This is a genomic window from Mesorhizobium sp. P170090 (genome assembly GCF_057786115.1).
This window is the reverse complement of the sequence record NZ_JBYNWH010000001.1, coordinates 874,830-887,819: the sequence shown is the minus strand read 5'-3', so window position 1 is coordinate 887,819 and position 12,990 is coordinate 874,830. Positions and strand designations below refer to the sequence as shown.

The 12,990-nt window shown below is 65.0% G+C and carries 12 protein-coding genes; 6 read left to right on the top strand and 6 right to left on the bottom strand.

Annotation, left to right across the window (positions count from 1 at the left end; translation table 11 throughout):
- Positions 1 to 37 precede the first annotated feature (37 nt).
- Both AC3EML_RS04440 and AC3EML_RS04435 read right to left on the bottom strand, forming a co-directional pair.
- Complete coding sequence (locus tag AC3EML_RS04440; protein ID WP_352520672.1) at positions 38 to 2,209, bottom strand: malate synthase G; 2,172 nt, start codon at positions 2,207 to 2,209, stop codon at positions 38 to 40.
- Between the two features lie 376 nt (positions 2,210 to 2,585).
- Positions 2,586 to 4,607: a hydantoinase/oxoprolinase N-terminal domain-containing protein gene (locus AC3EML_RS04435; RefSeq protein ID WP_352520673.1), complete on the bottom strand. Its 2,022-nt coding sequence runs from the start codon at positions 4,605 to 4,607 to the stop codon at positions 2,586 to 2,588.
- A 195-nt stretch (positions 4,608 to 4,802) separates the two neighbouring features.
- Here AC3EML_RS04435 and AC3EML_RS04430 point away from each other — a divergent pair, with 195 nt between their 5' ends.
- From AC3EML_RS04430 to AC3EML_RS04420, 3 genes are read left to right on the top strand one after another with little or no spacing between them, the layout of a single operon-like run.
- Entirely contained in the window at positions 4,803 to 5,780 is a 978-nt protein-coding gene (locus AC3EML_RS04430) for a threonine ammonia-lyase (protein ID WP_488505162.1), read from the top strand.
- A gap of 8 nt (positions 5,781 to 5,788) precedes the next feature.
- Entirely contained in the window at positions 5,789 to 6,169 is a 381-nt protein-coding gene (locus tag AC3EML_RS04425; protein ID WP_023681284.1) for a nuclear transport factor 2 family protein, read from the top strand.
- A gap of 17 nt (positions 6,170 to 6,186) precedes the next feature.
- A complete protein-coding gene (locus tag AC3EML_RS04420; RefSeq protein ID WP_023748245.1) occupies positions 6,187 to 6,786 on the top strand; it encodes a DNA-3-methyladenine glycosylase in 600 nt (199 codons plus the stop codon).
- Between the two features lie 4 nt (positions 6,787 to 6,790).
- Here AC3EML_RS04420 and AC3EML_RS04415 read toward each other — a convergent pair whose 3' ends face one another.
- Genes AC3EML_RS04415 through AC3EML_RS04400 form a run of 4 tightly spaced genes read right to left on the bottom strand, consistent with a single transcriptional unit; the run spans position 6,791 to position 10,495 of the window.
- Complete coding sequence (locus AC3EML_RS04415; RefSeq protein WP_023696062.1) at positions 6,791 to 7,927, bottom strand: ABC transporter permease; 1,137 nt, start codon at positions 7,925 to 7,927, stop codon at positions 6,791 to 6,793.
- Positions 7,924 to 8,844: an ABC transporter ATP-binding protein gene (locus tag AC3EML_RS04410; RefSeq protein ID WP_352520674.1), complete on the bottom strand. Its 921-nt coding sequence runs from the start codon at positions 8,842 to 8,844 to the stop codon at positions 7,924 to 7,926. The genes AC3EML_RS04415 and AC3EML_RS04410 overlap by 4 nt, the downstream gene beginning before the upstream one ends.
- A complete protein-coding gene (locus AC3EML_RS04405; RefSeq protein ID WP_352520675.1) occupies positions 8,841 to 9,794 on the bottom strand; it encodes an HlyD family secretion protein in 954 nt (317 codons plus the stop codon). Before AC3EML_RS04405 ends, AC3EML_RS04410 begins: the two co-directional genes overlap by 4 nt.
- Positions 9,791 to 10,495: a CerR family C-terminal domain-containing protein gene (locus AC3EML_RS04400; RefSeq protein WP_352520676.1), complete on the bottom strand. Its 705-nt coding sequence runs from the start codon at positions 10,493 to 10,495 to the stop codon at positions 9,791 to 9,793. The genes AC3EML_RS04405 and AC3EML_RS04400 overlap by 4 nt, the downstream gene beginning before the upstream one ends.
- Positions 10,496 to 10,586: 91 nt before the next feature.
- On the opposite strand from AC3EML_RS04400, the gene AC3EML_RS04395 reads away from it, so the two are divergent.
- From AC3EML_RS04395 to AC3EML_RS04385, 3 genes are all read left to right on the top strand, one after another.
- Positions 10,587 to 11,084, top strand: coding sequence for a CYTH domain-containing protein (locus AC3EML_RS04395; RefSeq protein WP_023728787.1), 498 nt, complete (start codon positions 10,587 to 10,589; stop codon positions 11,082 to 11,084).
- 86 nt (positions 11,085 to 11,170) lie between these two features.
- Positions 11,171 to 12,109 (top strand): CHAD domain-containing protein, encoded by a 939-nt coding sequence (locus AC3EML_RS04390; RefSeq protein WP_352520677.1) that lies wholly within the window; start codon positions 11,171 to 11,173, stop codon positions 12,107 to 12,109.
- Positions 12,110 to 12,150: 41 nt separating this feature from the next.
- Positions 12,151 to 12,978 (top strand): C40 family peptidase, encoded by an 828-nt coding sequence (locus tag AC3EML_RS04385; RefSeq protein ID WP_023741343.1) that lies wholly within the window; start codon positions 12,151 to 12,153, stop codon positions 12,976 to 12,978.
- Positions 12,979 to 12,990 lie beyond the last annotated feature (12 nt).

The window sequence follows — 12,990 nt, the reverse complement described above, 5'->3', positions numbered from 1 at the left end:
GGCCACCCTCCCCTCGAGGGGGAGGGAAACGCAGGCGCTAATTCGCCCGCTCTTTCGCCTTCAGCTCCAGCCTCCGCGCGTGCAGCACCGGCTCCGTATAGCCGTTCGGCTGTTCGCGGCCTCTAAACACCAGGTCGCAGGCGGCCTGGAAGGCGGTGGAAGCGTCGAAGTCGGTGGCCATCGGGCGGTAGAGCGGGTCGCCGGCGTTCTGCAGGTCGACGATCGCCGCCATGCGCCGCAGCGAATCCATCACCTGGATCTGCGAGCACACCTTGTGGTGCAGCCAGTTGGCGATGTGCTGCGAGGAGATGCGCAGCGTGGCGCGGTCTTCCATCAGGCCGACATCGTTGATGTCGGGCACTTTCGAGCAGCCGACGCCCTGGTCGATCCAGCGCACGACATAGCCCAGAATGCCTTGCGCATTGTTGTCGAGCTCGCGCTGGATCTCGTCGGGGGTCCAGTTCGGCCGCACCGCCACCGGCACCGACAATATATCATCGAGCTTCGCCTTCGGCCGGCTCTTGAGCGCCGCCTGGACGGCATGGACATCGACCTTGTGATAGTGCGTGGCGTGCAACGTCGCCGCCGTCGGCGACGGCACCCAGGCGGTGTTGGCGCCGGCCTTGGGATGCGCGATCTTCTGTTCCAGCATCGCCGCCATCAGATCGGGCATCGCCCACATGCCCTTGCCGATCTGGGCATGGCCGGCCAGCCCGCATTCGAGCCCGGCGTCGACATTCCACGCCTCATAGGCGGAAATCCAGGCGGCCTGCTTCATGTCGCCCTTGCGGATCATCGGCCCGGCTTCCATCGAGGTGTGGATCTCGTCGCCGGTGCGGTCGAGGAAGCCGGTGTTGATGAACACGACGCGCTCCTTCGCCGCGCGGATCGCTTCCTTGAGGTTGACGGTGGTGCGCCGCTCCTCGTCCATGATGCCCATCTTGATAGTGTTTTTGGCCATGCCGAGCAGCGCCTCGACGCGGTCGAAAATCTCGACTGCGAAGGCGACTTCCTCCGGCCCATGCATCTTCGGCTTCACCACATACATCGAGCCCGCGCGGGAATTCATCCGACGCCCGTTGGCGCCGACATCGTGCAGCGCGATCAGCGCCGTCATCGCCGCATCCAAGATGCCTTCCGGCACCTCGTTGCCATCGCGGTCGAGGATGGCCGGATTGGTCATGAGGTGACCGACGTTTCGCACCAGCATCAGCGAGCGGCCAGGCAAGCTCAGCGCGCCACCACTGGGCGCGGTCCAGGCGCGGTCCGGATTGAGTTTGCGCGTGAAGGTTTTGCCGCCCTTGCTGATTTCCTCCGCCAGATCGCCCTTCATCAAGCCGAGCCAGTTGCGGTAGACGATAACCTTGTCCTCGGCATCCACCGCCGCGACCGAATCCTCGCAGTCCTGGATGGTGGTCAGCGCCGATTCCAGGATCACGTCGGCAATGCCGGCCGGGTCGGTGCGGCCGATCTGGTTGGTGCGGTCGATGAGGATCTCGATGTGCAGGCCGTTCTGGACCAGCAGGATGGCTTCCGGGTTGGCGCCGTCGCCGCGATAGCCGGCAAATTGTTTCGGGTTGGCCAGCGTGGTGCCGCCGGCGCCGGCGCCGAGCCGCAAGGTGCCACCCGAAGCCGTCAGCCCGTTCACGCCGGCCCATTTGCCCGAGGTGAGCGGCACGGACTCGTCCAGAAAACTCTTCGCCCAGGCAACCACCTTGGCGCCGCGCACGGGGTTGAAGCTTTTACCCTTCTCGGCGCCACCGGTCTCGGCAATGGCGTCGGTGCCGTAGAGCGCATCGTAGAGCGAGCCCCAGCGGGCATTGGCGGCGTTGATCGCATAACGCGCATTCATCACCGGCACCACCAGCTGCGGCCCGGCAACGGTGGCGATCTCGGGGTCGACATTGTCGGTCGACACGGAAAAGGCCGGCCCTTCGGGCACGAGATAGCCGATCTCACGCAAGAAGGTTTTGTAGGCCTCCATATCGATGGGCGCGCCATTGGCGCGGTGCCAGGCGTCGATCTGTTCCTGCATGGCGTCGCGTTTGGCCAACAACGCCCGGTTCTTCGGCGCGAGATCATGGACGATGGCCGAAAAGCCGTTCCAGAAGGCGTCGGCGGCAATGCCGGTACCCGGCAGCGCTTCGCCGACAAAGTCATGCAGTTCGCGGGCAATCCGCAATCCGGCGATCTCGACGCGATCGGTCATCAGGGCTTCTCCAGATGAAAGGCTTTGCGGCCTTTGGCATGTCGGGGGTGAGGGGTCAATTCAGCTTAGGGTGAAGGCGGGGAATTTGAAGCTGCTGATCTCCCCCCTCGTGGGGGAGATGTCCGGAAGGGCAGAGGGGGCGCGAAGGAACGCAAACCTTTCCATGACCGATCGAACAGGCCGAGTCGCGGGGTTGAGCGTCGATGAGAGGTCGGCGGGACAGCGCCCCCCTCTGGCCTGCCGGCCATCTCCCCCACAAGGGGGGAGATTACCCTAAAGCGCGTCGCGCTGAACGGATTCATACGACGCGCTTTAAGTCTTTGTTTTGATGCATGTTGTTGTCCCAGAACCGCGGCACACTTCTGGGCGACATGCATTAAACCGCAATCCTCGGCCGACCCGATGCAACCGCCACCACATGCGCTTCGATAAACATCCGTTGGGCCTCAACCGTAGACACCTTGAACTCGGTCGAAACGTCGATCTCGGCATTATCCGTGCCGGCATCCTTCGCGCGCGCGGCTACGATCGCCCGCACATCAGCCTCCGCTGCCGCGATCGCCTCGGCCTCGTCCGTGAAGTCGCGCACCGTTTGCCCCGACCCCAAACGAAACAAACCTTCCCTGGGCTGGCTGACGCGGGCTTCGGCGGAGACGCGGACCTGGCCGACGACGGCGCCGAGCGCGTTGGCGACATCGGTATCCTCCGGCACCACGCACTCATTACCGACCAGCTCGGCCAAGCCGGCATAGTGCAGCGGCGCCGAGGCGCCGAGGCCAATGACCGGACGATCGAGCGCGACGCTGAGCCTTGCGATGCCGGGATGGGAATCGACGGCGCGCTGCACCAGCGCATGCGCGACGGTGGCGGCGCCATCCAGCCCATCCTCGGCAAAGGCTGTCTCCAGAATGTATTCGGCCGACCAGCGCGTGAGCGTCAGCAGCACGCGTTCGGAAATCACCTCCGGAGACGGCGCGATGTACTGGCCTCGCCCATCACGCTTGCGGGCAAACAGTTCGGCGCCGAGCCGGGCCGCAAGCGGGTCCCAGTTGGCCTGCTTGCCGAGCACATGGGCGGCGTCCGAAGGGGTGAAGCCCGAGATATGCACAAGACCGCGCGAGACCAGCCGGTTCAGCGTGGCGTTCTGGGCGTTCGAGGTGAGCAGCCTGTCGATGGCGAGCGGCACGGCACCAATCAGTTCATACAGTTTCGCCTCGGGCGCGGTCAGGCCGGCGGCGAGCCTGTCCGGCACGCCGGTGCGCAACGCAAAGCGGCCGTCCATGCGGCCGGGGTTGGGCGCCCTGAGCTGGCGCTCGAGCTCCGATGTCACTGAAGCACCATGCATCATGCCGGCCAGCGCCAGTGGCACCAGGCGGCGCGGCCCGAGCAGGATTTTCGGGTTGAGCGCGCCATCTTCCAGCGCCACTTCGGAATCGCCGCCGAGGCCGAAGGTGCGCATGGCGACCGCCTCGACCATGGTGCGGAAGCCGCCGACGGTGGCGCCTTCGGGATCGAGCCGAGGACGGCCGCCGTCGAGCACGGCGACATCGGTGGTGGTGCCGCCAATGTCCGACACCATGGCGTTGTCCAGGCCCGTCATGTGGCGGGCGCCGACCAGGCTGGCGGCCGGGCCGGAGAGGATGGTCTCGATCGGCCGCTGGCGGGCAAACGCCGCCGAAACCAGCGCGCCATCGCCGCGCACCACCATCAAGGGCGCTGCGATGTTGCGGGCTTCCAAAAATCCTTCGGTTGCCGCCACCAGCCGGTCGATCATCGAGATCAGCCTGGCGTTGAGCAAGGTGGTGAGCGCGCGACGCGGACCGCCGAGCTTGGCCGACAATTCATGGCTGGCGGTCACCGGGAGGCCGGTCTTTTCGCGGATGAGGTCGCGCGCGGCGAGTTCATGCGCCGGGTTGCGGGTGGCGAAATAGGCGCAGACGGCAAAGCCCGACACCGAGGCGCCGAGTTCAGGGAGTGCTGCTTCCAGCCCCGACAGATCGAGCTTGGCCGCATTGCCGTGCACGTCATGGCCGCCCGGACAAAACACCACCGGATCGGTGCCGAGCGCCGTCTTCAGCCCGTCGCGCGCAAGGTCGGCCCCGGTAAAGCCGATCATGATGAGCGCCACACGCCCACCCTGGCCCTCGACCAGCGCATTGGTGGCGAGCGTCGTCGACATCGACACGAGTTTGATCGCGGCCGGATCGGTGGCCGATTTTCCCAGCACCGCATCGACCGCGCCGGAAATGCCGACGGCAAGATCGTGCCGCGTGGTCAGCGCCTTGGCCTTGGCCAGCACCTTGCCTTTTGGCCCGCCTTGTTCCGACCACAGCACGGCATCGGTATAGGTGCCACCGGTGTCGATACCGAGGAACAGGGGTTTTGGCTTGGCGGTCATGTCTGGCGGTCCGGGATTCTGCTCCCCCGCCCTTAGCCGATACGGCCCGGCGGATAAAGGCGGGAGAGGTGGGCCAGTTTGACCCTCGTCGCCGCTCATGCCCGCCAAACTTTGTAACGGTCACATTTTTTCATTGGTGCGTGGCCTGCCTTTGCGTGCACCATGCGCCGATCTCATCCCTTTCAGGACTTCGCCATGACCACGCTTCCCGGCATCGCCGACATCCATGCCGCCGCCGCGCGGCTCTCCGGCCTGATCGCCGAAACGACCTTGATCGAATTGCTGGAACTCAACAAACGCTTCGGCGGCCGCATCCTGTTCAAGCCGGAGACGCTGCAGCGCACCGGCTCGTTCAAATTCCGCGGCGCCTACAACAAACTGTCTTCGCTGAGCGAAGAAGAGCGCAGCCGCGGCGTCGTCGCCTTCTCCTCAGGCAACCATGCTCAGGGCGTCGCCGCGGCGGCTGCCATGTTCGGCGTCAAGGCGGTCATTGCCATGCCGGCCGACGCGCCGGCGATGAAGATCGCCAATGTTCGCAAGATGGGCGCAGAAGTGGTGCCGTTCGACCGCTTTCGCGACGACCGCATGACGGTGGTGCGACCCTACATGGACAAGGGCATGGTGCTGGTGCCTCCTTTCGACGATCCGGCCATCATCGCCGGCCAGGGCACGATCGGTCTCGAACTGATGCGCCAGGCAAAAGCGCTCGGCGTCAGCCTCGATGCGGTCGTCATTCCCTGTGGAGGCGGCGGCCTGACGAGCGGCATTTCGATCGCCGTCAAGGATGCCTCGCCGGCCACAGCAGTCTGGGCCGTTGAGCCCGAGCATTTCGACGACACCCGCCGCTCGCTGATCGAAGGAAAAAGGGTTTCCAACGAGCCCGGCCACAGTTCGATCTGCGATGCCATCCTCACCGCAGAGCCCGGTGCCATCACCTTCGAGATCAACCGCAAGAACCTCGCCGGCGCCATCGCCGTCTCCGACAAGGCGGCCGCACAGGCGGTGCGCGACGCCATGGCCCATCTCAAGCTGGTGGTCGAACCCGGCGGCTGCGTGGCGCTGGCGGCGCTCTCGTCAGGCGAGATCGAACTGTCGGGCAAATGCGTCGCCGTCGTGCTGTCAGGCGGCAATGTCGATTTCACCACCTATGCCGAGATCATGGCCGCGGCCTGAGAACCGATATGGCAGACGCTGAGATAAGGGCGGCTCTCGATCGCCATTGGGCTGCCTCCGATGCCAATGATCTCGAGACGGAGCATCAGATCTATCGCGAGGACGCGGTGCTCGATTATCCGCAATCAGGCGAGCGCATCAGCGGACGGCACAACATCCAGTCGTCGCGCGCCACGCAGCCCAACCGGAAGCGCTTTGCCGTGCGGCGGATCACCGGGTCAGGCGACCTCTGGATCACCGAATATGTCCTGACCTATGACGGGATTCCGTCCTATACGGTGAGCATCATGGAGTTCGTCGATGGCAAGGTGGTTCGCGAGACCCAGTATTTCGGCGATCCGTTCGAGCCGGGGCAGTCGCGCGCGCAATGGGTCGAACGGATACCTTGAAACACGGCGGCGGTAGCATGACCGGCCACCATCCGCTCGATCGTGCCGAACTGCCTGATGATACGGCCGATCTCGCCCGCTATCTCATCGGCAAGCTCGTGGTGCGGGAGCTGCCGGAAGGCATCGTCAGCGGCCGTATCGTCGAGACCGAGGCCTATGTCACCGGCGACGCCGCCGGGCACGGCTATCGCGGCATGACGCCGCGCAACCGTTCGCTGTTCCTCGGGCCCGGACACGCCTACGTCTACCTCGCCTATGGGGTCTCCTGGATGCTCAATGTCTCGAGCGAGGGGCCCGGCACCGGCACCGGCGTGCTGATCCGGGCGCTGGAGCCGCTCGAAGGCATCGCCATCATGCGGCTGAACCGGGGCGTGGAGCGCCTGCGCGACCTGGCGCGCGGGCCGGGGCGGCTCGCCCAGGCATTGCGGATCGACCGTTCGCTGGACGGCCTCGATCTGTGCCGCCAAGGCCCGCTATGGCTGGCAGCCGACGAGCATCAGGCCAGCGACATCGGCCAAGGCATCCGCATCGGCATCACGAAGGATGCGGACCGCCCGCTGCGGTTCTATGTCAGGGGCAGCCCGTTCGTCAGCGGTCCGCGATCGCTCAATTCCTGAACGCTCAGTCGAGCGTGCGCCTGAACCGCACCAATGCGACGCCGGCAAACAAGGCCACGAACCCGACCAGCCAGGCGATCTCGCCCGCAACCGCCGGCAGTTCAGCGCCCTTCAGCATCACCGCGCGGGTGATGCGCAGAAAATGCGTCAGCGGGAAAATCTCGCCGAAGGTCTGCGCCCAGCCCGGCATGCCGCGATAGGGGAACATGAAGCCGGACAGCAGGATCGACGGCAGGAAGAAGAAGAAGGTCAGCTGCAGCGCCTGCATCTGCGTGCGGGCGATGGTCGAGATGGTGTAGCCAAGCAGCACCAGCGCCAGCACGAACACCAATACGGCGGTAAGCAGCAGCGACATCGAGCCGGTGAAAGGAATGGCGAACAGAAGCTTCGACGCCGCCAGCACCACCACCACCTGGACGCCGCCGACCACCAGATAGGGCAGCACCTTGCCCAGCATGATCTCGAACGGGCTGGACGGCATGGCGAGCAGGTTTTCCATAGTGCCGCGCTCGGTCTCCCGGGTCAGCGCGATCGAGGTCATCATCACCAGGGTCATCTGCAGGATGACGCCGAGCAGGCCGGGCACGATGTTGTATTGCGAGATGCCTTCCGGATTGTAGCGCTGGTGCACCACCACATCGAGCTGGCCCCTGGCGGCCTCACTCGCCGCCTCCTGCATGCCTTGCGCCCGAAGCAGCGCCTGGCTGGCCACTTTGCTTAGCGTCGAGATGGCGCCGCTGGCGGCGGCCGGGTCGGTTGCGTCGGCCTCGATCAGGATCTGCGGATTGTCGCCGCGCTCCACCCGGCGGCCGAAATCGGCCGGGATGGTGACGACGAAGGCGACATCGCCGCGCGCCATCAGGAATTCAGCATCCTCGGCACTTTGCGCGACATGGTCGAAGCGGTAGTAGCCGGTCGTCTGCAGGGCCGCGACAATGGCGCGGGTGTAGGGGTCGTTGCTGGTCGCCACCAGTGCGGCAGGCAGGCTTTTGGGATCGTTGTTGATGGCGTAGCCGAACAGCACCAGCTGCAAAAGCGGCACGCCCAGCATCATGGCGAAGGTGATGCGGTCGCGCCGCATCTGGATGAATTCCTTGATCAGCAGCGCACCTAGCCTGGCGAAGGAGAAGACGCTGTTCATGCCATATTGTCCTTCGAGCCGGACATGAACTGGATGAAGACGTCCTCAAGGCTGGTCTCGCCGGGTTTTACGCTGACACCCTTGTGCTCCTTCTCGACATCGGCGAGCGCCTTTTCGAGCTTTGCCTTGTCGGAGCCGACGACATGCAGCGTCGCGCCGAACGGCGCCACCTGGTCGACGCCGGGCCGGTCCCTGAGTGCATCGGCGACCTGGTCGAGGCGCGGTCCCTGCAGCACGAAGGTGGTCAGACCGGCATTCGTCACCACCTCGTCCACCGTGCCGGTGGCCAGCATCTTGCCGTAGGAGATGTAGCTGATGCGGTGGCAGCGCTCGGCCTCGTCCATGTAATGGGTGGAGACCAGCACGGTCAGACCGCCGCTCGCCAGCCGGTGGATCTCGTCCCAGAATTCGCGCCGCGCCTTCGGATCGACGCCGGCGGTCGGCTCGTCGAGCAGCAGCAGCTTCGGCTTGTGCATGATGCAGGCGGCCAGTGCCAGCCGCTGCTTCCAGCCGCCCGACAGCGTGCCGGCGAGCTGGTTGCGGCGGCTCGTCAGGCCAAGCTCTTCCAGCGTTTTCGACACATGCTCCTCGACCGGCTTCAGCCGGTAGAGCCGCGCCACGAATTCGAGATTCTCGCCGATCGTCAAATCCTCGTAGAACGAGAATTTCTGCGTCATGTAGCCGACTTCGCGCTTGATGCGGAGCGACTCGGTGCGGATGTTGAAACCCAGCACCGTACCTTCGCCGTCGTCGGGCGTCAGCAGGCCGCACATGATGCGGATGGTCGTCGTCTTGCCGGACCCGTTGGGCCCGAGAAAGCCGACGATCTCGCCCTCGGCCACCGTCATCGTCACATGGTCGACGACAGTCTTGTCGCCGAAACGCTTGACCAGGCCATGAACGTCGATGGCGTTCATTTTGCGGAGGCCACCAGCTCGACATCGACGATCTGTCCCGGCTGCAGCGCTTGCGCCTTGCCCTCAGGCCGCGCCTCGACGAGGTAGACCAGCTTCTGCCGGTTCTCGAGCGAGTAGATCACCGGCGGGGTGAATTCCGGGTCGGGCGAGACATAGCTGACGCGCGCCTTCACCTCCGGCCCGCAGCCGTCGCAATGGACGACAAGCAGCGTGCCGACCTTGATCGACGAGAACGCACTTTCCGGGACATAGACGCTGAGCTTTACCGCACCGTCCGGCAACATCGAAATGACAGGCGCGGTCGGACCGGCGGTGTCGCCGGGATTGCGGATGACGTCATTGATGCGGCCGGGCGAGGGTGCCGCCAGCACGCGCTTCGACAGCCGCCACTCAGACTGCTTCAACGCCGACTGCGCCTGTTTGACCTGATTGTCTGCCGCCTTGATCGTTTCGGGACGCGCAGGCAGACCGCCGACGGCAAGGTTGGCCTGCGCCTGGCCGACCTGCGCATTGGCGGTCTCCAGCGTCGCGGCGGCGGTGTCGTAGTCGGCCTGCGTGCCGGCGCCACGCTTGAACAGGTCGGCGGCGCGGTCGTATTTGCGCTTGGCATCCGTGGCCTGGGCCTTGGCCATGTCGACCTCGGCCTTCAGCACCGCGATCTCCTCCGGCCGCTTGCCGATCTGCAGGTCGGCAAGCTGCGCCTGCGCCTGGGCGAGCGCGGCCTCTGCCTGGGCGACGGCGATTTTTGCGTCGGCGCTTTCGAGAGTCACCACCGGCGTGCCTGATACAACACGGTCGCCGCGCTTGACCGCGACGGTCTCGACCTGCGCCACTTCGATCGGCGCCAGCAAGACATAGTCGCCCTCGACATAGCCGACGGCAAGCGGCGCTGCCGGCGCGCAGGCGCCGAACAGCTGGGCCGCGAGCGGCAGGGAACAGAGAAAACTCATCGCTTGCCCTCCTTGCGGGCGACCGGATTGCGGGCCGCCAGTATGGCGCCAAGATTGCCTGTCACCGCCGCCACCACCTTGGCGGCCTCGGTGTTGCCGATCTCGCGCCAGCCCATACGACGCATCACTGCTTCGCGACCGATGCGGAAATAGATGACCTGGCCGATCAGCGTGAAGACCACGAGCTTGGTGGCCTCGCTTTCGGCCGGCTCGCCCGTCGCCTGTTCCCAGATCTGGCAGAGGCGGCGATGCGTCGGTTCGAACACCCCGTCATAGATGCGGTCGAGTGCGGCGGTCGGATGCGTCAATTCCCTAAGTACAAATTGTACGATATCGCCAGCTTCCGGTCTGGCTACGATAAACGCCACCGTCGCTTCCAGCGCGGCGAACAATTGTGCCCTCGCCGCCTCCGGGCCGGCTTGACCCGGCAATTGCGTGCCGCCGAGCGCCTGGCCGGCAACCGACTGGATGGTTTCGACGATGTGGTCGGCGGCGGCCGCGCGCAACCCTTCCTTGCCGCCGAAATGATAGGCGATCGAGCCGATGTTGGCCTTGGCCTCGGCGGCGATCTCACGCGTCGACGTGCCGTCGAACCCTTGCCGTCCGAACAGCTTGAGCGCCGAAAGCACGAGTGCGGCGCGCGTCTGCTCTGCGGGGGATGTCTCCTGGCGGGGCGTTTTATCGGCTACGGTTTTGATCATGCTGGGCACTTAATCAATCGATTGATTAAAGTCAAATTGATTATCCGCGGCGGCTTGCCATGTCGGGCCGCAGACGCTTTAGTGGGCGGCCATGGGCAAGGAAGTCGAACGCAAGTTCCTGGTCTCCAGCGCCGAATGGCTGGAAATGGCCGAGGCGAATATACGCATTCGCCAGTTCTATCTTGCCGCAACACCCGGCCGCACCGTGCGCGTGCGCATCAGCGACGGCAGTTCGGCGAAGCTGACGCTTAAATTCGGCAGCAAGATCCGCGAGCGTGACGAATACGAATATGAAATTCCACTGGCGGACGCAGAGGAGATGCTGGCCTTCGCCATCGGACATGTCATCGAGAAGACACGCCACCATGTTAGGCATCGCGGCTATCTCTACGAAGTCGATGTTTTCGGCGGGATTCTAGCCGGCCTTGTGGTGGCCGAACTGGAGACGCCGGAGGATGTACCTGACGAAATGCTGCCTGATTGGCTCGGCCGCGAAGTGACCGGCGAGCAGAGATTTTACAACGCGTCGCTCGCCCTAGAGCCGGATGATTTTAGGTCGGGTCGACCTAAAATCGGAATCCGGCTCTAAATCAAAAGAGATGGAGCATGATGTCGTCCGAAAACCGCTTCACACTTTTCGGCATCATGCTCTAGGGGGATTCCGGAGATCGCCGCATGAGCTTTCGCATCGATCCGCGCCTGCCGCTGACCGGCGAGGTCAGGCGTATCCTTGGCGAGGAGATCGGCAAGGCGCTTGCCCATCTGGCCGTCGTGCGCGACCAGCCGGAGCAGGCATTGCACAAATGCCGCAAGCGGCTGAAGAGCGCGCGCGCCTTGCTGCGGCTGGTCCGTTCCGGAAATGAAACATTCTGTCGGACTGAGAACCAATGCTACCGTCAGGTGGCGGCGCTGCTTGCCGGGCCGCGCGAGGCGACCGCGCTGGTCGAGACCGTCGACCGGCTGGCAGCCGCCTTTCCCGAGCAGGTTGCCGGCGGCGGCCTCGACAGCGTGCGCGACCGGCTGATTGCCCGCCAGCATGAAATGCATGCCGGCGCCGGCCTCGACGCCGCCATAGGCGCGGCCACCGCCGCCTGCGAGGAAGGCCTCATCAGGATAGAGCGGCTGCTGCTCCCCGATCTGCCTGAGCATGCAGCCGATGTGCTTGCGGAAGGCGCTCGCAAGACCTTGCGCCGTGCCAGGAAGGCGCTGGACCGGGCGGGATCGCGCGGCGAAGCAGAGGATTTCCACGATCTGCGCAAGGCTGCCAAGACCCATTCGATGCATTTGTCGCTGCTCGGCCGGCTGTGGCCGACGCCGATCAAGGTGCGGCGCAAGGCGGTCGACGAACTGGGCGAAAGGCTCGGCGAACTGCACGACGTCTTCGTCATGCGCGTGTTGCTCGAGGCCGACGGTGAGCCGCTCGGCGATGCGCAGGACACAAGGCTTCTTGGCAAGCTTTTGAAGCGCTCGGAAAAAAGCCTGAAGAAGAGCTGCCTCGCCGGAGCGGCCGAGCTGTTCGGCGACAGCCCCAAGCGCTCGACAAAGAAACTCGCGCGCAATGCGCGCGACGACCTCGCCGGCCCGGTATTGTCGAAAGAGGTCCCGGTCGGTTGATCATGGCCGAGGACGTCACCTCGTGCTAGTCACACTTTACCATGACCGCGCCGCGCGACACGCTTCTCGACCGACTTGGCCGCTGGCTTGCCGGCCGGCTGCAGGACGAATCCTCCGGCTATGAGCCCTACACGCCGTCCGACGCCGAGACGTTGCGGCGCACGCTCGAGCCCGGCGACATCCTGCTCATCGAAGGCAACCAGAAGATCTCGGCGGCGATCAAATACCTGACCCAGTCGACCTGGTCGCATGCGGCCTTCTATATCGGCGATGCCTTGTCCGAGCCGGAGGACGGATCGGAACGGCGTCGGCTGATCGAAGTCACGCTCGGCGAAGGCTGTGTCGCCGTGCCGCTGTCGCGCTACCGCACCTACAACACCCGTATCTGCCGGGCGAGCGGGCTGACCCCGGAAGACCGCGACCATGTCGTCGCCTTCATGATCGGCAAGCTCGGCCTGAAATACGATCTCAAGAACATTTTCGACATGCTGCGCTTTTTCCTGCCGACGCCACCGGTGCCGGTGCGCTGGCGCCGCCGCATGCTGGCTTTCGGCTCCGGCGACCCGACGCGCGCCATCTGCTCGACCCTGATCGCCGAAGCCTATGGCGAGATCCGCTATCCGATCCTGCCCGAGATCACCCGCGCGCCCGGGCGCGCCTCGGCGCAGTCGAACTATTCGCGCCGCGAAATCCTGCACATCCGCCACTACTCGCTCTACACGCCGCGCGACTTCGACCTGTCGCCATTCTTCCGCATCGTCAAACCGACGCTGGAATATGGTTTCGACTACCGGGCGGTGACCTGGGAGGACAAGGCAGGCACCGACGCCGCAGCCGCGAAGGCTGGCGCAATCGCCTCAGACACGTGATGGCTTCGGCCT